The 25,871-nt window shown below is 72.6% G+C and carries 14 protein-coding genes; 4 read left to right on the top strand and 10 right to left on the bottom strand.

Annotation, left to right across the window (positions count from 1 at the left end; all coding sequences use genetic code 11):
- Nucleotides 1-12: 12 nt before the first annotated feature.
- The 3 genes from ACZ7DY_RS14390 to ACZ7DY_RS14380 are packed head-to-tail and all read left to right on the top strand — an operon-like array spanning nucleotide 13 to nucleotide 2,781.
- On the top strand, nucleotides 13-744 hold the full coding sequence (locus ACZ7DY_RS14390) for a polyprenol monophosphomannose synthase (protein ID WP_471134592.1): 732 nt from the start codon (nucleotides 13-15) through the stop codon (nucleotides 742-744).
- Nucleotides 741-1,265, top strand: a complete 525-nt coding sequence (locus ACZ7DY_RS14385) for a GtrA family protein (RefSeq protein ID WP_471134403.1) — start codon at nucleotides 741-743, stop codon at nucleotides 1,263-1,265. Before ACZ7DY_RS14390 ends, ACZ7DY_RS14385 begins: the two co-directional genes overlap by 4 nt.
- Nucleotides 1,249-2,781, top strand: a complete 1,533-nt coding sequence (locus tag ACZ7DY_RS14380) for a hypothetical protein (protein ID WP_471134400.1) — start codon at nucleotides 1,249-1,251, stop codon at nucleotides 2,779-2,781. The genes ACZ7DY_RS14385 and ACZ7DY_RS14380 overlap by 17 nt, the downstream gene beginning before the upstream one ends.
- 80 nt (nucleotides 2,782-2,861) lie before the next feature.
- Here ACZ7DY_RS14380 and ACZ7DY_RS14375 read toward each other — a convergent pair whose 3' ends face one another.
- The 6 genes from ACZ7DY_RS14375 to ACZ7DY_RS14350 all read right to left on the bottom strand — a co-directional run bounded on the left by ACZ7DY_RS14375 (nucleotide 2,862) and on the right by ACZ7DY_RS14350 (nucleotide 13,896).
- Complete coding sequence (locus ACZ7DY_RS14375; protein WP_471134398.1) at nucleotides 2,862-4,283, bottom strand: beta-propeller fold lactonase family protein; 1,422 nt, start codon at nucleotides 4,281-4,283, stop codon at nucleotides 2,862-2,864.
- A gap of 227 nt (nucleotides 4,284-4,510) precedes the next feature.
- Nucleotides 4,511-6,187, bottom strand: coding sequence for a glycosyltransferase family 2 protein (locus ACZ7DY_RS14370; protein WP_471134395.1), 1,677 nt, complete (start codon nucleotides 6,185-6,187; stop codon nucleotides 4,511-4,513).
- Nucleotides 6,184-8,463: a CDP-glycerol glycerophosphotransferase family protein gene (locus ACZ7DY_RS14365; RefSeq protein ID WP_471134393.1), complete on the bottom strand. Its 2,280-nt coding sequence runs from the start codon at nucleotides 8,461-8,463 to the stop codon at nucleotides 6,184-6,186. Before ACZ7DY_RS14365 ends, ACZ7DY_RS14370 begins: the two co-directional genes overlap by 4 nt.
- Nucleotides 8,460-12,053 (bottom strand): bifunctional glycosyltransferase/CDP-glycerol:glycerophosphate glycerophosphotransferase, encoded by a 3,594-nt coding sequence (locus ACZ7DY_RS14360; protein WP_471134390.1) that lies wholly within the window; start codon nucleotides 12,051-12,053, stop codon nucleotides 8,460-8,462. Before ACZ7DY_RS14360 ends, ACZ7DY_RS14365 begins: the two co-directional genes overlap by 4 nt.
- Nucleotides 12,054-12,149: 96 nt before the next feature.
- Complete coding sequence (locus tag ACZ7DY_RS14355) at nucleotides 12,150-12,914, bottom strand: ABC transporter ATP-binding protein (RefSeq protein ID WP_471134590.1); 765 nt, start codon at nucleotides 12,912-12,914, stop codon at nucleotides 12,150-12,152.
- A 79-nt stretch (nucleotides 12,915-12,993) separates the two neighbouring features.
- Nucleotides 12,994-13,896 (bottom strand): ABC transporter permease, encoded by a 903-nt coding sequence (locus tag ACZ7DY_RS14350; protein WP_471134587.1) that lies wholly within the window; start codon nucleotides 13,894-13,896, stop codon nucleotides 12,994-12,996.
- A 232-nt stretch (nucleotides 13,897-14,128) separates the two neighbouring features.
- Between ACZ7DY_RS14350 and ACZ7DY_RS14345 the strand changes: the two genes are divergently transcribed.
- Nucleotides 14,129-14,749 carry a TetR/AcrR family transcriptional regulator gene (locus ACZ7DY_RS14345; protein ID WP_471134388.1) on the top strand — a complete coding sequence of 207 codons (621 nt, stop codon included), beginning with the start codon at nucleotides 14,129-14,131 and terminating at the stop codon, nucleotides 14,747-14,749.
- Between the two features lie 3,124 nt (nucleotides 14,750-17,873).
- Here ACZ7DY_RS14345 and galE read toward each other — a convergent pair.
- The 4 genes from galE to ACZ7DY_RS14325 all read right to left on the bottom strand — a co-directional run bounded on the left by galE (nucleotide 17,874) and on the right by ACZ7DY_RS14325 (nucleotide 25,796).
- On the bottom strand, nucleotides 17,874-18,857 hold the full coding sequence (gene galE, locus ACZ7DY_RS14340; RefSeq protein ID WP_471134386.1) for a UDP-glucose 4-epimerase GalE: 984 nt from the start codon (nucleotides 18,855-18,857) through the stop codon (nucleotides 17,874-17,876).
- A gap of 80 nt (nucleotides 18,858-18,937) precedes the next feature.
- Nucleotides 18,938-20,596, bottom strand: a complete 1,659-nt coding sequence (locus ACZ7DY_RS14335) for a glycosyltransferase family 2 protein (RefSeq protein WP_471134383.1) — start codon at nucleotides 20,594-20,596, stop codon at nucleotides 18,938-18,940.
- A gap of 89 nt (nucleotides 20,597-20,685) precedes the next feature.
- Nucleotides 20,686-22,296, bottom strand: coding sequence for a hypothetical protein (locus ACZ7DY_RS14330; protein ID WP_471134380.1), 1,611 nt, complete (start codon nucleotides 22,294-22,296; stop codon nucleotides 20,686-20,688).
- Complete coding sequence (locus ACZ7DY_RS14325; protein WP_471134378.1) at nucleotides 22,293-25,796, bottom strand: bifunctional glycosyltransferase/CDP-glycerol:glycerophosphate glycerophosphotransferase; 3,504 nt, start codon at nucleotides 25,794-25,796, stop codon at nucleotides 22,293-22,295. The genes ACZ7DY_RS14330 and ACZ7DY_RS14325 overlap by 4 nt, the downstream gene beginning before the upstream one ends.
- Nucleotides 25,797-25,871: the final 75 nt, after the last annotated feature.

Genomic DNA, 25,871 nt, shown 5'->3' with positions numbered 1-25,871 from the left:
CTGACCGTCGTCATGCCGACGTACAACGAAGCGGGCAACCTGCCCGGCATGGCCGAGGCCCTGATGGCGCTCCCGCTGCCCGGCCTGCGCCTCCTCGTCGTCGACGACTCGAGCCCCGACGGCACCGGCGAGATCGCCGAACGCTTCGCCGAGCGGTACGGCAGCGCCCGCATGAGCGTCCTGCACCGCACCGAGAAGGACGGCCTCGGCCGGGCCTACGCGGCCGGCATGGCGCAGGCCGTCGCCGAGGGCGCCCACTACGTCCTCCAGATGGACGCCGACGGCAGCCACCCCGTCGAGAAGGCCGCCGAACTGCTCGGCGTCGCCCTCGCCACCGACGCCGGCGTCGTCATCGGCAGCCGGTACGTGCAGGGCGGCACGCTCTCCGACGCGTGGGGCGCCCACCGCAAACTGCTCTCCCGCTGGGCCAACGCCTACGCGGGCACCATCCTCGGCACCCGCGTACGCGACATCACCGGCGGCTTCAACCTGTGGCGCGCCGACGCCCTGCGCGCCATCGACCTGGCCTCCGTGGACAGCGCCGGCTACAGCTTCCAGGTCGAGATGAAGTACCGGGCGCTGCGCCGCGGCTTCGGCGTCATGGAGGTGCCGATCCACTTCGAGGACCGCACGGTCGGCGAGTCGAAGATGAGCCTGATGGTGCAGCTGGAGTCGGTCGTGATGCCGTGGAAGCTGCGGCTTGACGCGAGAACCTCCGGCCGGGGCACGGAGGCCCGCCGATGACGGCCCCCACCCTGCACGAGGCGCCGCCCGCCGGGTCCGCGCCCGGCACCACCGTCGCGGTGCCCGCCCCCGCGGCCGCCGCCCCGGCCCCCCGGCTCACCGTCGCCCGGCTGCGCAGGCTCTCCCTGGAGATCGTGAAGTTCGGCCTGGTCGGCGGCAGCGGCGTCGCCGTGAACCTCGTCGTCTTCAACCTGCTCCTGCACGGTCTCGGCTCGGGCCCGATGACCGCCACCGTGCTGGCCAGCTGCGTCGCCATGGGCACCAACTACCTCGGCTTCCGCTTCTTCGCCTACCGCGACCGTGCCTCGCGCACGAAGCGGCAGATCGCGCTCTTCTTCGCCTTCAGCGGGATCGGCGTGGCGATGGAGAGCATCCTGTTCTACGCGGCGTACCACGGCGCGGACATGAGCGGGCCGCTCGCGTCGAACGTCGCCAAGGCACTGTCGATCGTCCTGGCCTCGGCGTTCCGCTTCCTGGTCTACCGGACGTGGGTCTTCCAGCACGATGCGCGTCGCCACTAAGGCGGTCATACGGCCGGGCAGCCGGCCCACGGCCCCGCTCGCCCCCCTCCGGTCCGCACCGGCCCTCACCGTCCTCGTCCTGCCCGTCCTCGTCCTGCTCCTCCTGGTGATCGCCCGCCTGCCCTGGGCGGGTGACCTCGGCATCCACGCGGCGACGATCGAGCGTCTGCGCCACGACCCGCTCCACCCGGGCAACCCGCTGGTCGACGCGGACACCCCCAGCCCGTACTACTCCCCGTGGATGCTGCTGCTCGGCTGCCTGGCGAAGGCGACCGGCCTCGGCACGTTCGTGGTGCTGCGGGTGGCGGCGCTGGCCGGTCTGACGCTGCTGGTCACGGGGGTCCGGCACCTCGTGCGCACCTTCAGCGCGCACCGCGGGGCGCCGCCGCTCGCGCTGCTCTGCCTGCTGCTGCTCTGGGGCCCGCGGCTCTTCGACTGGAGCGGCTTCACCGGCCTGCACTCGCTGGCGCTGACGATCTCGTATCCGAGCACGTTCGCGCTCGGGCTCTCCTTCCACTTCTGGGCGCTGCTGCGGAAGACCCTGCGGGGTGACGGCACCGGGTGGCGGCCCGCTCTCGCGCTGGGCGTGCTCTGGGCGGTCATCCTGCTGAGCCACCAGTTCACGGGCGTGGTCGCCTCCTTCGGGGCGCTCGCGATGGTGCTCGGCGCGCGGCCGTGGCCCGCACGGGGTCCGTGGATCCGGCTGGCCGCGGGAGCGGCCCTCGGCGTCGCCGTCCTCGCCGCCTGGCCGTACTACTCCTTCTTCGGCCTCTTCGGCGCCGGTGACCTGGAGGCCATCCACCGCTCCCTCTACCGGGACCTGCTGCCGCACTTCGGCCTGGTCCTGATCGGCGTCGCGGCGCTGGGCATGCGGCTGCGCCGCGACCGCCGCGACCCGCTGGTCCTCTTCTTCCTGTTCGGCGCGGTGACGTTCGCGGCGGGCGGCCTGACCGGCCACTACTCGTGGGGCCGCGTGCTGCCCGCGGCCCTCGTCCCGGCGCAGCTCGCGGTGGCCCTCGAAGTCTTCGGGGCGGGACGGGCGGGGGTGCGCCGGGCGTTCGGCGCGCTGCTTGCCGCGGCGCTCCTGCTCGGCGCGTGGACCCAGTCGGGCACGCTGGGCTACGTCGTGCCGAAGTCCGTGCTGCCGGCCCCGGTCGCCGCCAAGTACAAGGCGCCGTGGCCCGGTTACCACTGGCTCACGCCGGAGGTGAAGTACGGCGACGTGGTCCTGGCCAAGACCTTCCCGGCCCGCCAGATCCCCGCGTACGGCCCCTACACGGTGGCCCCCGGCTACCCGGACTTCTTCCTCCCGGACCAGGAGGAGCGGATGTCGGCGGTACGGGAGTACTTCGCGCCCGGCACCCCGCGCGGGGAACGCCTGGACATCCTGCGGCGGTATGGGGTGCGGTGGGTCGTGGAGTACCCGGGGGACGGCGGACTGGGGGCGGACGACCCGGCGCTGCGGCGGACGGCCGGCGGGCCGAAGGGGCAGGTGCTGTATGAGGTGGTGGGCTGAGGCGTTCGCCTCGGCGACGGGCGGCCAGTGGGGGGTTAGGGCCCACTGGCCGCCCGCCTCGTCAGCGGCTCAGGGGCGCGTCACGGGCAGGTGGCCAGGATGACGGAGATGGCCGTGCAGGTGACCGAGGCCGTGTCGTTGGCCGGGTTGGGGTCCGCGGGGGCGGAAGCCGTGCGCTGACCTGTGACCTTGACCGGGCCCAGGGTCAGCAGGTGCAGGGGGACCCGGAAGGTCTTGGGTGCGGAGGTGTTCGCGGGGATGGGGCCGTGCATGCACGTCACCGTCGTGCCGGACGTCGTGCATCCGGGGGACAGGTTGGTGGCCCGCGCGCCCGCCGGGAGCTTCGCCGTCACGGTCGCCGATGTGACGGCTCCCGGGCCCGTGTTGTGGGCCGAGAGGGTGTACGTGAGGTACGGGACCAGGAGGCTCAGGTGCGGTTGGGCCGTCAGGTCGACGTCGATGTCCGCCTGCGCGGCCGGCGGCGCGGCGGTGAAGCCGATGCCGTACGGGCCGTTGAAGCCCTTGATGGTGTCGGTGACCGTGTTCGTCCCGGAGTCGATGACCGAGACGGTGTCGACCGAGATGTTGGCCGCGTAGACGGCGGTGCCGGACGGGTCCGCCTCGACCCTGACCGGTCCGTCACCGACCGGGACGGTCGCCGTCACGGCACGGGTCGCCGTGTCGATCACCTTCACGTCGCCGCTGCTCCGGTCGGCGACGTACGCCCGGCTGCCCGACGGGTCGAACGCGACGCTGTTCGGGGAGCCGCCGACCGGGACGGTCGCGCTGACGGTGTTCGTCGCGGTGTCGATGACCGAGACGGAGTTGCCGTCGTTGTTGGTGACGTAGGCCGTGGTGCCGGAGGGACTGACCGCCACGCCGGCGGGGGCGGCCCCCACCGGGACGGTCGCGCTGACCGTGTTCGTCGCGGTGTCGATGACCGAGACGGAGTTGCCGTTGTTGTTCGTGACGTAGGCCGTGGCGCCGGACGGCGTGATCGCCACACCGTTCGGGCCCTGCCCGACCGGGACAGTGGCACTGACCGTGTTTGTCGCGGTGTCGATGACCGAGACCGTCGTCCCGCCGCTGTTCGCCACGTACGCGCGGGACCCGGACGGGGTCACCGCCACGTTGAGGGGGTTGCCGCCGACGGGGACGGTCGCCGTCACCTTGCGGGTGCCCGTGTCGATCACCGAGACGGTGGCCTCGTCGAAGTTGGTGACGTAGGCCCGCCCCTTGGCCGCCGCGACCGCCACGCCCACCGGGCTGTTGCCGACGGTGACGGTGTCGGTGACGGCGTGCGTGCTCGTGTCGACCACCGAGACCGTGTCGCCGTGGAAGTTGGCCACGTACGCCGACGGGCCTGCCGCGGCCTGCGCGGCCGGCGCGGGAAGCGCCACCACGCCGGCAAGGACGAGAGCCCCACCGGCGGCCAGCGAGGCGAGCCGCCGAAAACGTCCGGCCGGTCCTGCGGGTGTGGATTTGGAGGGTGCGGGTGTCAACGGAACTCCCCCTTCGGCAGATGCGCACGGGCGACGCCCGGCGACGTGACCGGAATCCTCTCGCTCGCCCGACCACCCGGGAGCCGGAACTTCACTCTTGTCCGAATACGGTCAAAAGGCGTCCCTGCGGCCACTTGACACCGCGATGTGCGTAGGGGGGCGCGTGGGGTGACAGCGCCGGCACCCGGGGCGTCCACCGCAGTGGTGGCCCGCCCCGGGTGCCGGTGTCAGCGAGTCAGGCTCGCTGCCAGGCGGGCCGCTCTGCGGACTCGGGAGTTTGCCTTGGCGCCTGCCTTGCGGGCCAGGGGGCGTATGACGCGGGACGTCACGCCCACCGGGGTCCAGCGGAGCTGGAGGCGGCCCGAGGCGCGGCCCTCCGGTTCGACCGTGACCTCGTGCGGGAGCGCGCCGCCCCGGTAGTCGACCCGCGCCCGCAGCGTGGGGAAGGCCAGCGGGGCCAGCAGCAGGGCCGTGTTGCGGAGTGGGCCCGAGGTCAGCTGAAGGACCGGGTGGCGGGTGCCCGCGAAGCCGTTCAGAGGGAGCGGGGCCTCGGCGAGGTCCAGGCGGACCGTGCCCTCGAAGACGCCGGGGCGGACCGGGTCCAGGCGGAAGGGGGCCTTCATGCGGCGGCGGCCGGGGGCCAGCAGGAGCGTCGCCACCTGGGGGCCGACCGGCAGCCGCAGGCCGGGGTCGTAGGTGCGGACGGACAGGTCGACCGAGGCGCCCGGACCCGGCTCCACCCGCGTGATCTCGTGCCGGAACTGGGCGCTCGGGAAGGGGCGGGAGTCCAGGCCCTGGTCCGTGAGGTCGAGCTCCGTGCGGGCCGCTTCCGTCTCCGGGACCTTCGCGCCCCAGTAGACGTGACCCGCCGCGTCCACCGACGTCTCGCGCGGCGCGACCCCGTGGCCCAGGCCGCGCGCCGCCAGCTGTGCCTCCGCCAGGCGGCGGTCGCGGACCAGCTGGAGGACGACCCGCTCGGCGCGGGGCAGGCGCGCGTAGGCGCCGGGGGAGAGCTCCGCCAGATACGGGACGACGATGTCGGCGAAGCCCGTCAGCCACTCCTCGTCGCGGAAGGGCAGGTCACCCGCGTACATCCGGAAGTCGTGCTTGAGGAACTTGTAGTCCTTGGCCTCCCGGACGCCCGCGTGACCGCTCGACGTCAGGAACACGTCGATGAGCCGCTGCACGTGTATGCGGTCGCGGACGTTGGTCAGCTTGTGGCGCTGGTTGGAGATGGACGCCGACTCGGCCGCCTCGTACGGGGCTATGTACCAGCGGTATACGGGGTCGGGGATGACCGTGAAGGACCGCGCGAGGCAGTAGGCCTGCGCCGAGAACAGCTGGTCCTCGTAGTGGATGCCCTCGGGGAAGCGCAGGCCGTTGCGGTCCAGGAACTCCCTGCGGTACATCTTGCTCGTCGACAAGTGCTCGAAGAACAGGGCCGGTTCCGCCTCGATGCCCCGCACCGTACGGCGCTCCGCGACCAGGTGCGGCATCCACGTGGAGGTGCGGCCCGTGTCGACACGCACCCGCTCCACCGCGCCCATCGCGAAGTCCACGTCCCGCTCCCGGTGTGCCGCGAGCAGCAACTCGACCGCCCGCTCCGGGAGTTCGTCGTCGCTGTCCAGGAACATCAGGTACGGGGCGCGCGCGATCTCCAGCGCGCGGTTGCGCGGCGCGCTGCAGCCGCCGCTGTTCTCCGGCAGGCGGAGGTAGGAGACGCGTTCGTCCTCCGCCGCCAACCGCCGTGCCACCTCTGGGGTGTTGTCCGTCGAGTGGTCGTCACTGATGATGATCTCGATGTTCGCGTGCGTCTGACGGCGCAGCGAGGCCACCGCGCGCGGCAGCCGCTCCGCGTCGTTGTAGACGATCACGGTGACCGTCACATCGGGCGTCTCGGTCATCGGGTCGTCGCCTCCTCGGGCGTCGGTGCCGGGGTGCGCTCGTCGACCGGGGTCACGGGCGGCAGCGAGTCCTCGCTCTCGCCGAGGAAGACACGGCGCACGACCCGTTCGGCCGCGCGCCCGTCGTCGTACTCGCAGAACCGGTGGCGGAAGGCGCGGCGCGCCTTGGCGGCCGTCTCGTCGCGCCAGGCGTCGGAGGTGAACAGCTCCGTCAGCTCCTCCTGGGTGCGCGCCACCGGCCCTGGCGCCTCCTCCATCAGGTCGAAGTAGACGCCGCGGGTCTTCGCGTACGTCTCCCAGTCGTCGGCGTAGATGACGATCGGGCGGTCGAGGTTGGCGTAGTCGAACATGATCGACGAGTAGTCCGTGATCAGCGCGTCCGCCGCGAGCGCCAGCTCCTCCACCGGGTCGTACGACGAGACGTCGATGACCCGGCCGCTCCTGCGCAGCCCCGCCAGCGGCGAGGTCGCGCCGCCGTAGAAGTAGTGGCCGCGCACCAGCAGCACCGTGTCCTCGCCGAGGCGTTCGGCGAGCGTGGCGAGGTCGAGTCGGGGCGTCCAGGCCGCCTCGTAGTCGCGGTGCGTCGGCGCGTAGAGGATCGCCCGCTTGCCCGGCGCGATGCCGAGCCGCTCCCGGATCGCGCGGACGTCGGCGGCGCTCGCGCCGTAGTAGACGTCGTTGCGCGGGTAGCCGTAGTCCAGCGAGACGTAGTGCGAGGGGTAGGCGCGCTCCCACATCTGGGTGGAGTGCCCGTTCGCGGAGACGCTGTAGTCCCACTTGTCGACGCGGGCCAGCAGGCTGTGGAAGTTGAGGCCCTTGGACGCGGCCGGGTAGTCGAGCTGGTCGAGACCCATGCGCTTGAGCGGTGTGCCGTGGTGGGTCTGGAGGTGGACCGCGTCGGGGCGCTTCACCACCGCGTTGGGAAAGTTGACGTTGTTCACCAGGTACTTGGCGCGCGCGAGCACCTCCCAGTAGCGGGGCGTGCCGGGCACGATGTGGTCGGTGCCGGGCGGCAGCAGCGGCACGTTCGCCGCCGAGACGACCCACACCGGGTGGATGTGCGGGGCGAGTTCGGCGAGCTTCGCGGCGATCGCCGCCGGGTTGCAGGCCACGCCCCGGTCCCAGTACGCGGAGAAGACCGCGAGGTCGGGGTCGACGGGCCGCTCCAGCGCCCTGCGGTAGCGCAGGTCGCGGACCTTCAGCCCCACCTTGTGCTTGCGCGAGACCACCGCCGACCTGAGCTTGCGCCGCTGCTGGTTGGCCGTCTGGAACGTGCGGTACTTGGTGTACGCGTCCTCTTCGAGGAGCCGGCGCCGGATGCCTTCGAGACCGCCGGGACGCTCGTGCCCCGCGGGCCGCCAGGCGACGGCGGCCCGCGACGCGCGGTGGAAGAACTCCCTGCGCACCGCGTCGGGCAGCTGTTCGCGGGCGACGACGCGCAGGCAGTCGCCGACCATCACGTCGTAGAGGGCGGCGCGCGGGGCGGTCGGCAGGCCGCGCTCCGCGGCGAGCCGCAGCAGCGACTCGTACCGCTCGATGACGCCGTACCGCTCCTCGGGCGCGCCCTTCGGCAGGCTCTCGGCGCGCAGCTCCCGTACGTTGAGGGCCACTTGGTCGAGGGCGGCGAGCCGGTCGGCGAGGAGCAGCGCGGCGTACGCGGCGAACGTCTCGTCGTCGACGGCCAGTCGGTCGCGGTGCGCCCGCCAGAACTCCGCCCGCAGCACCCGGGTGGAGAGCAGCGGCGTGACCTTCAGGAGGTTCGGGCAGTCCGCGAGCGGCAGCGCGCGGCGGCCCTGCTTGGCGAGGTGCTTCCCGTCGGGGCTCGGCATCCCCTGGTGCCGCCACGTCGAGCGGACGTGGTCGACGCAGAGGACGTCCACGGAGCCGCCGTCGTCCGGCAGGTCGGCCACGCGGTCGGCGACGGCACGCGGCGCGCCCGTCGGCACGCTGTCCTTGCTGTGCACGAAGTGCAGCCACCGGCCGGCCGCCCGCTCGGCGCCCGCCGCGCGGGCCGCGCCGTCGCCGGTGCCCTCGGGCAGCGGTACGACGGTGACGCCGGGCCGGTCCGCGGCGGCGGCCTGCGCCGACGCGCCCACCGCGGCGACGACCACCTCCACACCGGGCGAGGCCTGCGCGGCCAGGGCGTCCAGGCAGGCGCCGAGATGGCCCTGGACGTTGCGGCCGTGGACGACGACGGTCAGCTCGGGTCCGGTGCCCTGCGGCCGGGCGCCCTCACTCTGCTCGGGCACGGTGGCGCCCTCCTCTCGCGTGGTCATGCGGTGGCCGTCCCGCGGTGGGCGAGCATCCGGTCGACGACGCGGCGCGCGGCCCCGCCGTCGTCCAGGTCGCAGAACTCGGCCCGAAACTCGTCGTACGCCCGCCCGTACGGCTCACTCACCGCTTCGAGGTCCCGCAGCGCGCGGATCAGCTCGTCGGAGGTGGGCACCAGCGGGCCCGGCGCGCGCTTCTCGAAGTCGAAGTAGAAGCCGCGCAGCCGGTCGCGGTAGTGCTCCAGGTCGTACGTGAAGAAGAGCATCGGACGGCCGGTCACGGCGAAGTCGAACATCACCGAGGAGTAGTCGGTGACCAGGACGTCGGCGATCAGGAGCAGGTCCATGATGTCCGGGTAGCCCGCGACGTCCCACACGAAGCCGTCTCCCGCGCCCGGCACCGGCTCCACGATGTGCGCGTGCGGCCGGACGAGCAGGACGTGATCCTCGCCGAGCTCGTGGCGGGCCTTCTCCAGGTCGATGCGGAGGTCGAGCAGGAAACCGCCCCGGTGGCGCTGCTTGTCCTCGCGCCACGTCGGCGCGTACAGCACGACCTTCTTGCCCTCGGGCAGGCCGAGCGCCCGGCGCACCTTCTCGGCGCGCTCGGTGCGGTCGGGCGCGAGCAGCACGTCGTTGCGGGGGTAGCCCGCCTCAAGGAGCTCACCGCCCAGGTCGCCGCCGAACCGGAAGGCGCTGCGCATGATCGGCGTGCTGAACCGGTTGGGGGAGAGCAGCATCGTCCACTGGTGGCGCTCGCGGTCCAGGTCCGTCAGGTACTGGGTGCTCGCGAAGTGGTCGTTGTCGAAGTCGAAGCCGATGCGCTTGAGCGGGGTGCCGTGCCAGGTCTGGATGATCTGCTGGCCCTCACGCCGCTCCAGCCAGCGCGGGAAGTGCGTGTTGCCGACGATGTAGCGGGAGCGGGCCATCGCCTCGTAGTACTCGGGGCTGTGCACGCGCACGGCCCGCGCGGTGGCCGGGACCTCGCACTGGCCGTCCCTGACGACCCACAGGTGCTCGACCGGCAGGCCGCGGCGGACCATCTCCTCGTGGATGGCGCGCGGCGAGTCGCCGTACATGCGGCCGCCGAAGACGTCGTACAGGACCGCCTCGCGCAGCGGCTCGTGGCGGGCGGCCGGGTAGGCCTCGGTGCGCAGCCGGGTCTGGCGGTAGCGGCTGCGCTCGTCGGGGCGCAGCTCGGAGTGGGCCATCAGCGCCAGCTGGTCGTACTGGCGGGCCTGCAACTCGACGCGCTTGCCGTGCGCCCTGACCTCCAGGGGGAGGTCCCCGTGGACGGGCGGGGCGAGCTGGACGGCGGTGCGGGAGCCGTCGGGCTTCTGGACGGAGGGCCACCAGAAGCCGGCGCGCAGCGGGGTCGCGCCCGCGTAGCGGTGGGTGGGGGCGGGCACGAAGCTCGCCACGAAACGGCCGTCGGCCGCCTTCGCCGGGAACGTGTACTCGTGGCCCGACCAGGTCTGCCGCAGCACCAGGGAGAGGTCGTGAGTGCCCTTCGCGGGGTAGCTGCCGGTGAGGGTGACGGTGCCGTCGGGGTCCACGGAGACGTGGTCGACGAGCGGCTGGACGGGCTGGTCGCAGAGCTGGAGGTAGCCGCCGGGGCTGCGCCGGGCGTAGACCGTACGAGCGGTGTCCGCCTGCGCGAACTGGGCGCCGGAGAACCCTTCGCGGTCGTCCAGGATGAGGGCGAGACGGGTCGACCGGGGCTCGTCGCCGGCGGCCTCGACGACCTCCACCGACATGTCCCAGCGGGCGATCGAGCGTTCCGCCTGGGTCGGGCGCAGGCGCTCGTGGTCCTCGCGGACCTCCTTCAGGGCCGCCGTGTCGACGTGCGCGGTGAAGGGGACGCGGCCGTCCAGCGGCGCGCCGAGCTCCAGCGGAACGGTGAGGATGCGGCCGGACTCGCGGTGGCGCATGCGCAGCCGGGCCTCGCCCTGAGGGGCGGTGCGCAGGATGCCGCGTACGAGGAGACCGGAGCCGTCGGCGCGGACCTCCAGGGCGCGCGCGTGCGCCGTCTCCACGCGGATGGCCAGCTCGCCGTCCTGGATCTGCGGGGCGACGCGGACGTCCTCGGTCACCCAGTGCGCGGGCGGCGTCTGCCCGGAGCCCGTACCGGCCCCGTACAGCGGGCCGCGCCGGGGCGTCGAGCCCGTACCGGCCACGGCGATCCGCACGTACCAGACGCCGTCGACCCACTTGCCGCGGTGGCGCAGCCGGACGGGGTTCACCAGCGCGCTGAAGCCCGCCCAGTCGGCGTGCCGGAACTCGGCGCCCGAGGCCACCGTCGCCTCGGGGTCGAGGTGGCTGCGCGCGGGCACCAGGACCGTGCGGCGGCTGCCCTTCTCCTTCAGGATCAGCGACTTCAGCGCCTTGCTCCGCGACTCGGCACCGATCTGGCGCGCGAACGCCCAGCCGGAAAGCCACAGCTTGTCGTCGTGCCAGGCGGCCTCGTCGAGGCGGCTGCGCAGCCGCAGCTCCTGGTCGAGGCGGAGGACCGCGTCGGGGACCGGGTCCGTCGGGTCGAGGAAGGGGTAGTCGGCCTTCGGGTGCAGCGTGCCGGTGACGGGGATGGAGCCGGGGTGCTCCTTCTCGAACTCCAGCTGCCCGACCAGCTCCTCCAGGCGGCGGTGCACGGTCAGGTACAGCTTCAGCTTGTGCGGCACGTGCAGGGCGCGCACCGCGTCCTGGCCGATCTCGCGGACGAGCCGGCCCACGTGCTCCAGGAAGGCCTCCTGGTAGGCGGCGTCCGAGCCCGGCAGCACCTTCCAGAAGAGGGGGATCTCCTCGGCGAGCGCGTTGTGGTCGTACACCTTCAGGTGCTCGGCGAACATCGGGTCGTCGCCGACCCGGGCCAGCATGAACTCGCGGACCATGCGGATCGACTTCACGCGGTCGATCAGGCCCTGCGGATTGGTGCGGTTCTGCGTGATGGAGCGCTCGCCGATCTCACGCTCGCGCCAGTTGTAGATCGGCTCGCTCAGTACGTCGACGGAGTCGGCGAGGTAGTGCGCGGGGACGCTGACGGGGGCGTCCTCGTAGAGCATGCCCTCGGGGTAGGCCAGCGCGTGCTTCTCCCAGAAGGAGCGGCGGTAGACCTTGTTCCACGCGGTGCGGTCGGTCAGCAGCGGGCGGAACTTCGACACGTGGGTCCGCAGCCGGGTCGCGGCGAAGGGCACGCGGTGCACCGGCGACTGGACGTGCCCGGCGGAGCGGAAGCGGGTGACGTTGCCCGCCGCGAAGTCCGAGCCCGTCTCGTCGAGCGTCTCGATCATCAGCGCGTACGCCGTGGTGGGCAGGGTGTCGTCGCTGTCCACGAACGCGAGGTACTCGCTGTCCGGGGACATCTCCCGCACACCCGTGTTGCGCGCCGCGCCCAGCCCCTTGTTCTCCTGGGATATCAGCCGGAAGCGCGGGTCGGCCGCCGCGAAGGCCTCCGCGATCGCCGCGCTGCCGTCCGTCGACCCGTCGTCGACCATGAGCACTTCAAAGTCCGTGAACGTCTGGGCGGCCAGGGACTCCAGGCACTCGTCGAGGTAGAGCTCGACGTTGTAGACGGGGACGACAACACTCAGCCGTGGCTGCACGCGCACTCCTTCTGTTGCTAAACGCTCCCATAGTGTAAGGATCTGCGTATTGGTGCGACAAAAGGGATACACGTCCGGCTCTGCGGGTACGCCCCGTTATTGGCCCTTGCCGCCGCCCGTGAACCGCTCGTACTCCTTCAGGACCTCCGCCGTGGGGCCGTCCATGCGCAGCTCCCCGCGTTCCAGCCACAGCACACGGTCACACGTGTCACGGATCGATTTGTTGTTGTGACTCACCAGGAAGACCGTGCCCGCACGCTCGCGGAGCTCACGGATGCGGGCCTCCGAACGCTTCTGGAAGGAGCGGTCGCCGGTGGCCAGGGCCTCGTCGATGAGGAGCACGTCGTGGTCCTTGGCGGAGCCGATGGAGAAGCGCAGGCGCGCGGACATGCCGGAGGAGTAGGTGCGCATCGGCAGGGTGATGAAGTCGCCCTTGTCGTTGATCCCGGAGAAGTCGACGATCTCCTGGTAGCGCTCCTTGACCTGCTCCCGGGACATCCCCATCGCCAGACCGCCGAGGAGGACGTTGCGCTCCCCGGTCAGATCGTTCATCAGCGCCGCGTTCACGCCGAGCAGGGAGGGCTGGCCGTCGGTGAAGATACGGCCGTGCTCCACGGGGAGCAGCCCGGCGACGGCCTTCAGGAGGGTCGACTTGCCCGAGCCGTTGGTGCCGATCAGCCCGATGGCCTCGCCCTTGTACGCGGTGAACGAGACCTTCTTGACGGCATGCACCTTGCGCACGCCGGGCGACTCGCCCCTGCCGCGCCGGAGGATGCGGCCGAGCGCGGCGGTGGCGCTGCCGCGGCCCGCGCCGGCGCCGGCGCCGTGTACGCGGTAGACGATGTCGACTTGGTCGACGATAACGGTGGGGGAGGGGGTTGGGGCGGCGGAGGGGGTGTTGTCGTGGAGGGCCTCGCGGGGCCCGGGGGTCTCACGGGTGTCAGCCACGGCCGTACGTCTCCTCTGCCTTCCAGAAGTAGATGAACCCGCCGATCCCGGCGAGCAGCGCCCAGCCCAGGGCCCAGGCCCACACGTGGTGCGGGAGCTGGTCCCGGTGGAAGCTGTCGATCAGCGCGAACCGCATCAGGTCGATGTAGACGGCGGCCGGATTGGACTCCAGCAGGACCTGCACGACGTGCGGGAGGTCCTGGTCCTTGAGGACGGCCTCGATGCTCCACATCACCCCGGACACGTACATCCAGGTCCGCAGCACGAACGGCATCAGCTGCGCGATGTCCGGCGTCCTGCTGCCGAGCCGCGCCATGACGAGCGCCAGCCCGGTGTTGAACGTGAACTGCAGCGCGAGGACCGGGACCACCAGGAGCCAGGACGCCGTGGGCGGCACGCCGAAGCAGAGCAGGATCACGAGCAGCGCGCACATGGAGAACAACAGCTGCTGCAACTGCTGGAGGCAGTACGAGACGGGCAGCGCGGCCCGCGGGAAGTGCAGGGCGCGGACCAGGCCGAGGCTGCCGGAGATGGCGCGCGTCCCCGCCATCACGGACTGCTGCGTGAACGTGAAGACGAAGACCCCGGTGACCAGGAACGGGACGTAGTCCTCGACGTCGCGCTTGGTGTCCATCAGGACGCCGAAGATGAAGTAGTAGACCGCCGCGTTCAGCAGTGGAGTCATCACCTGCCAGACCTGGCCGAGCTTGGCCTGGCTGTACTGGGCCGTCAGCTTGGCGGTCGCGAAGGCGGTGATGAAGTGACGCCGCTGCCACAGCTGCCGCACGTAAGCGGGCAGCGAGGGCCGGGCGCCGCTGACGGTCAGCCCGTACTGGGCGGCCAGTTCGGCGGGGGAGGGGGACGGGGGTGAGGGTGGGGTTGCCGGGGCGGGGATCTGGCCGGCGGGGGTGGTGGCGCCGGTGGGACCTGTGGCGGGGGGCGGTGTGTCGAGGGCCTGGCTCACATCCGCTGCTTTCGCTCGGGGGACTCGGGAAACGCGAGCACGCACATTGGGGACGACCGAGGTCAGATTACGTCGGTACGGTCCCGTATCGTCGCAACGCCGAGAGTAGGGCGTGGCTACGTCGGAACGCAACCGTATCGTCGTGACGCTTTATGATGTCCGTATGACGACGAGCAGGCCACAGGGTGAACAGCCGCGCCGCAGGGCGCCCGCCGGAGCCGCCGTGCTCCGCGAGGACAAGACCGAGGCCATCCGGGCGGCCGTCTTCGAGGAACTCGCCTCCGTCGGGTACGCCCGCATGTCCATCGAGGGCATCGCCCGCCGCGCGGGCGTCGGCAAGACCGCGGTCTACCGCCGCTGGCGCTCCAAACTCCACCTGGTCCTCGACCTCGTGTCGGCCATAGCGGTCCAGGGCCTGCCGGCCCCCGACACGGGCTCCCTCGAAGGCGACCTGCGCCTGCTCTACGAGGTGACATCACGCGCCCTGCGCCACCCCATCGCCTCCCAGGTCATCCCCGACCTCCAGGCCGAGGCGGCACGCAACCCCGACATGGCGGAGGCACTGCAGAAGGCACTGCGGGAGGGCCAGTACGGGGTGGCCAGCGGCATCGTGCGGGCGGCCGTGGACCGGGGCGAGATGAACAAGGAAGCCGACGAACCCCTGGCCCTGGACCTCATCTCCGGCCCGCTCTACTGGCGGACGGTGGTGGTACGGGACGCCTTGCCGAAGGGCTACGTGGCCAGCCTGGCGAGGGCCACGGCAGCGGCACTACGGGAGCTGTGAGCGGGGCCGGTGCCGCTTCCCTGAGTTCACCCCTCGGACTGGTGGGGCCATCAGCTTTCGTCGCCGCGTGCGGACCGGTCCATCGTGGATGGCCGCCACAGTCGAGGCGGGGGAGGGCGGGGTCTTCGGTGGGCCGGGATCTTCGAAGGTGGCCGGGGCCGCCCGGGTTTTGCGTGAGTGTGGCGGTTCCGGGCCGGGAGTAAAGGGCGCCCTGCGGGCGTCGGCTTCGCCGATTCCGCTGCGCTCCACCCTTGACTCCCACCCCTCCACCGCAGCTTGACCTTTGACCCGGACGGCCAGGGGTGAGGCGGCGGGCTTGGCTGGTGGGGTCATCAGCTTTCGCTGCCGGGTGCGGACCGGCCCATCGTGAGTGACGGCCACGGTGCGAGCTCGGTCAGACGCGCGGCCTCGCCGCTCGGGTCATCGGCTTTCGGTGCCGGGTGCGGACCGGCTCATCGTGTCCGGCTGCCACGGTGCGAGCTCGGCCAGGCGGCTCCGCCGCTCGGGCCATCAGCTTTCACCGCCGGGTGCGGTCCGGTCCATCGTGGGTGGGCGCCATGGTCGGGGCGAGGGAAAGCGGCGCCTTCGGCGAGCCGGAATCTTCGAAGGTCACCGGGGCCGCCCGGGTTTTGCCTGAGTGTGGCGGCTCCGGGCCGAGAGTAAAGGGCGCTCCTTCGTCGCGTCGGCTTCGCCGATTGCGCTGCGCTCTACCCTTGACTCCCGCCCCTCCACCGCAGCTTGAAGTTCGACCCGGACGGCCAGGGGAATGGGCTGCGGATCTGGCTGGTGGGGTCATCGGCTTTCGCTGCCGGGTGCGGACCGGCCCATCGTGAGCGAAGGCCACGGTGCGAGCTCGGTCAGACGCGCGGCCTCGCCGCTCGGGTCATCGGCTTTCGGTGCCGGGTGCGGACCGGCTCATCGTGTCCGGCTGCCACGGTGCGGGCTCAGCCAGCCGGGAGGCCGCTCGGGGCATCACCTTTCGTCGCTGGGTGCGGTCTGGCTCATCGTGTGTGGGCGCCACGGTGCGGGCTCAGCCAGCGGTGCGGCTTGGCGTGCCGGGTCATTGGCTCTCGTCGCCGGGTGCGGGTTGGTCCATCGTGCGTCGCCGCCATGGTCGGGCGCGCGGGGCCTCGCGGGTCGGTGGCCATGGCCAGTGGTGCTGGTGGCTGGGGTGGTGTGGGGTGAGGGTGTGACGGATGGTGCGTCCTGAGGCGCCATCCCGGCCCGCATTTCGGGCATTTGGGTCTTGCGAGGGGTGGAGTGCAGGGAAGTCTCAGGGGGAGGGCCTGATTGGTGGGGTGGCGGGGAGACTTTCCTGCGATCGGGCTCGGGAGCGGCTTGGCGGGCTTGGTCCGGTGGGCTCCCGTGGCCTTCTGGGTGCGGTGCAGGGACGTCCCAGCGCCGCGAGCATCCCACGTCCCTGACCCACCCCGCGACGGGCAGGCGCGCACCCGGCGATGAGACCCCAGGAGCTGCGCGCCGACCGGGGCTCGCCCACGAAAGACCCGACCGCACCCGGCACCGAAAGGCGCACGACCCCGAGCGGCCACGCCATGCCGTGAGCCGCATCGCACTCGGCGACGAGAGCCGATGCCCCGGCACGCCAAGCCGCCCGGTCAACCGAGCCCGCACCGGGGCAGCTGCACACGATGAGCCGGTCCGCACCCGGCGATGAAAGGTGATGACCCGAGTGGCCAGGTCGGTCCGCTGGCCGAGCCCGCACCGTGACGCCCGCACGCGATGAGCCGATCGGCACTCGGCGATGAAAGGTGATGGCCCGAGCAGCGAAGCCGCCCGACTGGCCGAGCACCTGACCCTGCCCCCCGCCCACGATGAGCCGGTCCGCACTCGGCGATGAAGGCTGGTGGCCCGAGCGGCGAGGCCGCCTGGTCGGCCGAGCTCGCGTCGTCGCGCGCGATGCGGCTGACCGCTCGGGCCGTGCACCTTTCGGTGCCGGCTGCGGCCCCGTCTGTCGTGGACGAGCCCCGGTCAGCGCGCAGCTCGTGGGGTCTCGTCGCCGGGTGCTGGGCCGAGGGCTCGGTCAGCGGGGTGCCTCGGGTCGATCGCGGCACTGGGACCTTTCCTGCATCACACGGCGGGTGCCGTCGCCGCGCGCTGGACCAGGTCCGCGAGACCGCTTCCGGGACCGATCGCAGGAAAGTCTCCCCGACACCCCACCAATCAGGGCCTTCCCCTGACACTTCCCTGCACTCCGCTCCTCGCGGGACCCAAATGCCCGAAATGGGGGCCGGGGGTGGCCCGCAGAGGAGCCCCCATCCGTCTCACCGCTCACCCCCACCACCACCGAAGCCCCCGGTCCGCCGAGCCACGCGGCCCGAGCACCCGACCGAGCCCTGGCCCTGACCGCCACCCACGATGGACCGGGCCGCACCCGGCGATGAGAGCCGATGACCCGGCACGCCAGGCCGCCCGGCTGGCTGAGCCTGCACCGTGGCGTCCGCACACGATGGGCCGGTCCGCACCCGGCGATGAAAGGTGATGACCCGAGCGGCGAAGCCGCTTGGCTGGCCGAGCCCGCACCGTGGCGCCCGCCCACGATGGGCCGGTCCGCACCCGGCGATGAAAGCTGATGGCCCGAGCAGCGAAGCCGCGTGGCTAGCCGAGCTCGCACCTCGACCGCCGCCCACGATGGGCCGGTCCGCATCCGGCCACGAAAGCTGATGACCCCACCAGCCAAGCCCGCCGCCTCACCCCTGGCCGTCCGGGTCAAAGGTCAAGCTGCGGTGGAGGGGTGGGAGTCAAGGGTGGAGCGCAGCGGAATCGGCGAAGCCGACGCGTAGCGCAGCGAAGCGCCCTTTACTCCCGGCCCGGAGCCGCCACACTCGGGCAAATATCCGGGCGGCCCCGGTGACTTTCGAAGGTCCCGGCCCGCCGAAGTCCCCGGCCTTCCCCGCCTCGACTGTGGCGGCCACCCACGATGGGCCGGGCCGTACCCGGCGATGAAGCTGATGGCCCGGGCGGCGTGGTCGGGCGGTTGGCCGAGCTCTGACCGTGGCGTCTGCCCACGATGGACCGGACCGGACCGCACCGGTCCGCACCCGGCACCGAAAGCCGATGACCCAATCACCGAAACCCGCCGGCCCACCCAGCTCGCCCCGACCCCCTACCCCCGCCCCGCCCCCGGATGCAGGCGTAGCCAGCCTGACCAGGCTGAGGTGATCATGTCGCGGATGTCGTGTTTGGCCGACCAGCCGAGTTGGTCGGTGATGCGGGATGCCGACGCGACCACGCGGGCCGGGTCGCCGGGGCGGCGGGGGGTTACCTCTGGCGGGGTGTCGTAGCCCGTGACCTCGTTGATCAGGTCCGTCATCTCGCGGACCGAAACACCCTCGCCGCGGCCGACATTGAGGGTCAGGTCCGTGCCCGGGGCGGCGGACGCCAGGGCGCGGGCCGTCGCCACGTGGGCCTCGGCGATGTCGACGACGTGGATGTAGTCCCGTACGCACGTGCCGTCCGGCGTGGCGTAGTCCGCGCCGAAGATGCGCGGGGCCTCGCCGTCCGTGAGTTTCTCGAAGACCATCGGGACGAGGTTGAAGACGCCGGTGTCGGCGAGCGCGGGCTCGGCCGCGCCCGCCACGTTGAAGTAGCGCAGGGACGCCGTCGCCAGGCCGTGCGCGCGGCCCGTCGCGCGGACCAGCCACTCGCCGGCCAGCTTCGTCTCGCCGTACGGGCTCATGGGCCGGCACGGCGTCTCCTCGGTGACGAGGTCGACGTCGGGCATGCCGTACACCGAGGCGGAGGAGGAGAAGACGACGTGCGCGACGTTCCCGGCGACCGCCGTGTCCAGGAGGGTGCGCAGGCCTTCGACGTTCTCGCGGTAGTAGTGCAGCGGGCGCTCCACGGATTCGCCGACCTGCTTCTTGCCTGCCAGGTGCACGATGCCGGTGACCGCGTGCTCCTCGAAGGTGCGGGCGAGCAGGTCGCCGTCGAGGACCGAGCCGACCACGAGCGGCACACCGGCCGGGAGGCGCTCGGCGATGCCGGTCGACAGGTCGTCGTAGACCACGGCCCGCTCGCCTGCCTCCGTCATGGCGCGGACGACGTGCGCCCCGATGTATCCGGCGCCGCCGGTGATCAGCCAGGTCATGGTCGTCTTGTCCTGTCTTGTCGCGAGTGTGTGCGTGGACGTGCAGTGTCGCAGAGGCGTTGTTCCTGGTTCGAGTCGCGTCAGTGGCCTCCGCCGCGCACCGAGCGCACGAGCCGGGCCAGCCGGCGCCTGGCGACGCCCGCGACCCCCCGCAGGCCGGGGGCGAGCCGCACCGAGAGGTTTCCCGCCTGGGTGGCGTAGGGCTGGACGAGCAGTACCCCGCACCGCCTGCCGACCACCACCGTGCGGCGCAGCAGCCCCGGCCCGGCGACGGCGTGGGCGGTCGTGTCGCGGGTCGTCCCGTCGTCGAAGTGCAGGCGGAGCCGCAGGTCCCAGACGCCTCCGGCCAGGGAGCCGAGGTCGATCAGGGCCGTGGCCACCCAGGTCTCGCCCGGGCGCTCGGGGCGGAACGCCGCCGTGCGGCGCAGCCCCGGCGGACCGCCCTGCCGGTGGACCAGCTCGATGTCGACCGTGGCCGGCCCCGCGTCGGCGACGCGCCCGTACAGCTCGCGCAGCCGCAGCGTGAGCCGTGAGCTGCCGCCGGCCGGGCGCAGCTCGCCGTCGACGGCGATGGGCAGCAGGCGGATGGGCCGTACGAGGAGGTGTTCCAGGGTGACCTGGGGGAGGTCCGCCGCCCAGATCGGGGTCGCGTCGGGCGCCGTCGGATAGGGCGGAGCGAGCCGCGCCGGGCGCGCCGCCACCTGTTTCAGGCGGGTCAGGTCGCGGGGTTCGTCGGCGGCGAGGACGACACGGGCGATGGCGCGGCCGGGCGCGGGTGCCGCGTCGAGGTCGGCGGTGTCGAACGTCGCGAGGTACGCGCGGGTGAGGGTCCACCACTCGCGCTGGTACTCCGTGCCGCGCGCGGCGAGTTCGCGGGTGTACATGCGCAGGCTGTGGTCGAGGAACTTGGCGCGGGCGGCCCGGGCGAGCCGCTTGCCGCCCGCGCCGCGCGCCTCCCGCAGGATGTCGACGGACTGGCGGTGGGCCTCTATGCGGGCCTGCCAGTTGGCGATGTTCGCGCGGTCCAGGGAGATGGACAGCTTGGCGGCGGCGCGGCGCACGTGCCAGACGTAGACGGTGTCGGGGACGAGGGCCATGCGCGGGGCGGCGGCCAGGACGCGTGCGGTGAAGACGAAGTCCTCGTAGATGAAGCGGCCTTCGGGGAAGCGGATGGTGTTTTCGCGGAGGAACGCCGTGCGGTAGAGCTTGTTGACGCAGAGCGTGTCGTGGACGAGGCGGGGGCGCAGCTCGGGGCGGGCGACGAACCGCGCCTTGTCGTACAGCTCGGGCTGCCAGGGCACCTCGCGCCCGGAGGGCAGCTCACGGCGTACGCACAGTCCGGCGGCGACCTCCGCGTCGTGCCGGCGGGCGGCGGCGAGCAGCGCGTCGGCCGCGCCGGGCGGCAGCACGTCGTCGCTGTCGAGGAACATCAGGTAGGGCGCGGCGGCGGCGTCGATGCCGTCGTTGCGGGGGGTGCCGCAGCCGCCGCTGTTGGTCTCGCGGCGGATCACCCGCACCCGGGGGTCGGCCTCGGCGAGGGTGGCCAGGAGGCCGGCGCTGCCGTCCGTCGAACAGTCGTCGACGGCGATCACCTCGCGGACCACGGGGCCCTGGGCGAGCGCGGAGCGCACGGCGTCGGCGACGTGGTCCGCGTCGTTGTAGCCGATCACGACGACGGAGACCTGGGCGGTGTGGGAGGTCTGGTCCTGGGCGGGCGGTTGAGGCAGGGTGCGTTCCACAGGGGAAATTTTAGATGCTGCCGGTAATTATCCGATTAAGGGGGCTTTCGTGGCGAGGCAAACCGATCCAGGAGTACGTCAACCAGTCCTCAGCGCCGTCCCGCCCCACCCGTCTCCTTCGTCCCGTCTGCTCCCTCTACCCCGTCTGCCCCACCCCTCCCACCCGTAACCCGCGCGAGCACTTCCCCCGTCCGGCGGCTCCAGTCCACGACCACCGCCTCCGGCGGGACCCGCTGGCCGGGCGAGAGCAGCAACCACCGCACGTCGTAGCGGCGGACGATCGCGGCCCGTTCGGCGGGGGTGGAATCGGGGGCGAGGTAGGCGCGCACGGCCCCGAGGCGGCGGTTGCGCACGGCCTCGTCGAGCGAGGCGTCGGGCCAGGCGGGGGCGACGAGGTTGGCGCCGTAGCCGGGCACCGAGCGGGTGGGCCGGTAGCCGTCGGTCAGGACGACGTCGCCCTTGCGCAGGTGGCCGACGGCCCACCCGTACCCCGGCCAGCGCGGCGGCTGGTCGAAGCCGATGGGGTCCAGGGCGCGCGGCACGACGGCGCCGGCCTGGATCTGGAAGAAGCCGACGCAGGCGCCGAGCGCGGCGGCCCCGGCGAGCGCGCCGCGCCGCCACCCCCACGGGCGGGGCGCCGCGAGTTCGATCGCCAGGGCGAACTGGAGGGGCACCAGGGTCAGGCCGAGGATGCGGCCGTAGGTGTAGTGGCCGCTGACCCAGCCGTACGCGACGACCGCGCACTCCAGGGCGAACATCAGCACCAGCGGGTCCCTGCGGTCCCGGCGGAAGCGCAGCCACAGGGCGGGCAGGCCGAGCAGGGCCAGCCAGAAGCGCTGGGGCATCTCGGTGTAGAGCTGGCGGTGGATCCAGTCGACGGACTCGTCCCCGACGAGCGAGAAGACGCTGTAGTACGGCCAGAGCCCCGCGACGACCGCCGCGGTGACGGCCGTCGCCGCCCAGGGCCACACCCGGCGCCCCGACGCCGCGAACGCGACGACGCCGATGACCGCCGCCACCGACGAGATGGGGTGGATGAGCAGGATCAGCCCGCACAGGGCGCCGAGCCCTACGTACGGCCACCACCCGACCCACCCGTCACGCCCACCCCTCCCCTCACGAGCACTCCCCTCCCGAACCAGCCCACCCGCCCACGCCCACGCCCAGAACGCCAGGCCGATCGCGAAGGTCGACGGATAGCCGAGGTTGCCCGTCATCGACATGAGCCCCAGGTAGCCGCTCCACCACGCCATCCGGGTGCCCCACAGCAGCACCATCGCGGCCAGCGCGAGCACCGGCGCCCACGGGCGGGGCGTCAGGACGCGGACGAAGCGCCCGATGCCGGTGAGCAGCACGAGCAGGTTCAGCGGTCCCGAGACCTTCACGACCTCCCAGCCCGCCAGGCCGGTGACCTTCGCGAACATCCCTTGGGCCACGGCGTACGGCGAGTAGTACGGGCTGCCCCGGCCCGGCAGGTCCGCCATCGGGTGCGCCGGGTGGAGAAGGTCGTCCTTCAGCCGTTCGACGACGGCCGCGTGCTGGCCGAAGTCGCAGCACATCGGGACCCGCCAGAACGCCAGCGACATCACCAGCCAGAAGAGGCCGCCGATGACGAGGTAGGGGGAGGGGCGGCGGCGCCCGCCGCCGCCCAGCGCCGTCGCGCCGTGGAAGGCGCGGCGGGTGAGGAGCGCGCCGCTCACCGCAGGAGCCTCTCCGCCACCCGCGCCGAGGCCCGGCCGTCGTCCAGGTCGCAGTACGACTCGCGGAACGCCGCGTACGCCTCCGCGTGCCGGGCCGCGATGGCGTCGAGGTCGCGCAGCGCCTCGACGACCTCACCGGTGGAGGCGAGCAGCGGGCCCGGCGCGTGCGTCTCGAAGTCGAGGTAGAAGCCGCGGACCGTGTCGCGGTAGTGCTCCAGGTCGTAGGCGTGGAAGAGCATCGGGCGCCCGGTGTGCGCGAAGTCGAACATCAGGGAGGAGTAGTCCGTGACCAGCACGTCGGCGAGGAGCAGGAGTTCGGCCGCGCGCGGGTGGGCGGAGACGTCGCGGACGAAGGGCGCGCGGGCCCCCGGCAGGCGGCCCGCGGTCAGCGGGTGTTTGCGCACCAGCAGCACGTGGTCGTCGCCGAGCACCGACTCGGCCGCGCGGAAGTCCAGCGCGGGTTCGTAGCGGAACCGGCCCGGTGAGTACGCCAGGTGGTCCCGGTAGGTCGGCGCGTACAGCACGATCCGCTTGTCCGGGGCGATGTCGAGTTCGCGGCGGAGCCGGTCGGCGACCTTGCGGCGGTCCTCGGCGAACAGCACGTCGTTGCGGGGCGAACCGGCTTCCAGGACCTCCCCGTCGTAGGCGAGGGCGCGCCCCAGGTGGGGGGTGGAGAAGCGGTTCGGGGAGACGAGGACGTCCCACTGGCGGGAGAGCCTGGGCAGGGCGTCGAGGTGGCCGTGGTCGGCGTAGAGGGTGTCGGTCAGGTCGGTGCCGATGCGCTTGAGCGGGGCGCCGTTCCACGTCTGGACGACCAGCTGGCCCTCGCGGCGCTCGAAGAAGTCCGGCAGGTGGCCGGCGGTGACGATGCGGCGGCAGCGGGCCAGCGCCTCGTACCAGGCGGCGCTGTGCTCCTCGACGCCCCGCGCGCCCGCCGGGACGCGGGTCTGCTGGTCGTGTGTGACCCACAGGTGCTCGACCTCGGTGCCGCGCCGCACCAGTTCCTCGTGGACCGCGCGCGGCGAGTCCCCGTCGAAGTAGAGGACGGCGTCGGTAAGGGGCAGTTTCCGCCGGCTCGGGTAGTGGACGGTGCGCAGCCGGTGCTGCCGGTAGGCGCCCCGCTCGGACCGGGCGAGCACCGATCCGGCCACGAGGAGCAGCCGGTCGCCGAACCGCCGCTCGACGGTGAACTCCCGTCCCTGGACGGTCCGGTGGCGGGGCAGGGTGACGGCGGCGGAGGCGAGCAGCCGTACGGGCATGCCGTCCTCGGCGTGGGCCCGCGCGGTGCCCTCCGCGGTCCCGGCGGCGTCGCGCAGGAACGCGTACCAGCGCCCCTCCCGCAGGGCGCCGCCGCCCGGCGCGATCTGCGCGCGGAACCGCTCGCCGTCGCGGACGGTCGGTACGGCCACCTCCTCGTCGCGGCCGCTGTGCCGCAGCACCAGTTCGGGCTCGGCCCAGCTGGCGGCCGCCAGCGACCCCGCCACGGTCAGGGTGGAGTCCTCGCCCCATTCGACGAGGTCGGCGATCGGCTGCCGGGTCAGCTCGACGACCAGCTCGCCCCGGTCGTTGGCGGTGGCGCACAGCTCGCGGCCGGCGCGGGAGGCGTACCGGCCGGGAGGCAGGTCGAGGGTGGCGGCCAGGGACTTCAGGGTGCCGTCGGGCAGGACGAGGTTGGCCTGCCAGCGGTCGCCGTGCGGCGGCTCGACCTCCTTGGGCGCCAGGTGCGGGGTGGGCGCCACGTCCTCCAGGTCGCCGAGGCGTACGCGCACCTCGAAGCGGTCGCCGGTGATCCGCACCGGGTGGTCGAGGTCCGTCGCCGTGTGCGCGTGGGTGAGGCGCAGGGCGGTGGGGCGGGCGCTGCCCGGCAGGGTGCCGGTCAGGACCACGTCGTCCCCGTCGAGCCGGTGGGACTCCACGCGTGCGGCGTACTCCTGGATCCGCAGGACGAGCCGGCCCTTGCTGTAGCCGAGGACGAGCCGCTGCCCGTCGCCGAGTTCGCGCACCACGGACTGCGCGGAGGCGCCCTCCACGGCCCGCACGGCGGCCCGCCGCACCGAGCCGTGGCCGGCGACGACCACGCCGAACAGCCAGTTCCCGGGGATCCAGCGGCCGCCGGTCTTCAGCTGCTCGGGGTCGACGGTCATCTCGAAGCCGGACAGGTCGTAGCAGTGCAGCTGCTGGCGCGAGTACTCGGTGGCCTGCGGCGCGGTGACCGTCCTGGTCGGCACGCGGCGGATGCGGCGCCTGCTGTGGGCCGACTTGAGCAGGCCCGCCTTGACGGAGTGGCCTGGCCGGGTCGCCGCGAGGTTGCGCACGTACGCGTATCCGCTGATCCGCAGTTTCCCGTCGGCGTCCCACCGCGACTCGCTCACCCGTGCCACGACGGGCAGTTCGCCCCGGCCGATGCGTGCCAGCTTCTCGGGGACGGGGCCGAGGCCCGGGTAGGCGGCGCTGCGGCGCACCCGGCCGCGGACGTGGAAGGCCGTGCCGTTGGCGCGCTCGAAGGCGAGCAGTTCGATGAGTTCGGCGGTGCGCGACTCGCGGACGAGCTGCCATTTGATGCGCAGGTCGACGGGGAGCGCGGCGAGCACGTCGGGGTCGGCGCGGCGCAGGAACGCGGCCGTGTCGGCGATGAAGGCGGCGCGGTACTCGGGGCCGCCCATCGGCAGGCCCTCCAGGAAGTAGACGAAGTCGTCGCGCAGGCAGGAGGCGTCGTACGTCTTCTTCATCTCGGGCGCGTGGTGCGCGAGGAAGCCGCTGACGTGCGCGCAGGCCGCGATCCGGTCGCGCACGCCCTTGACGTCGGTGCGGCGCCGGGTGATGGAGCCCTCGCGGACCCGCCAGTAGTAGACGTGGTCGCTGAGCACGTCCACGGAGCCGGCGAGGAAGTGCGCCGGGATCATCACCGGCGTGTCCTCGTAGAGCTTGCCCTCGGGGAAGGTGAAGCGGTGGCGGTCCCAGAACGAGCGGCGGAACACCTTGTTCCAGGCGACCCGGTCGGAGAGCAGGTCCAGATCGCGGGCGATGTGGGTGCGGGCGCGCGGTTCGGTCAGCCACTTGTACTGCCAGGCCTGGGAGCGGCCGCGTTCGGTGAGCCGCCAGACGTTGCCGGTCGCGAAGTCGGAGCCGGTCTCGTCGAGGCTGGCGATCATCCGTTCGTAGGCGTCGTGCGGCACGACGTCGTCACTGTCGACGAAGGTGAGGAACTCGGCGGTGGGGGAAGCCTTGCGCACCCCGGTGTTGCGGGCGGCGCTCAGCCCGGCGTTGCGCTGGCGGACGTAGACGAAGCGGGGGTCCTTGGCGGCGAACTCGCGGGCGATGCGGGGGCTGCCGTCCGTCGAGCCGTCGTCGACGAGGATGCACTCCAGCCCGCCGCGCGCCTCGGGGCCGCCCAGCAGGCCGGGCCCGTCCACGGTCTGTCCTGCGATCGACTCCAGGCACTCCTCCAGGAACTCCTCGACGTTGTAGATGGGTACGACGACGCTGAGACGGGGCTGCACGGCGACCGGCCTTTCGTGGGGATAAGTGCATATTCGTCCCCCATGCCCGCTCGCGTCGCACCACGGTCAATATCC

It is taken from the genome of Streptomyces sp. NPDC037013 (genome assembly GCF_055607265.1).
Note: the sequence above shows the minus strand (reverse complement) of the source record. Positions and strands in the feature narration are given on the sequence as shown.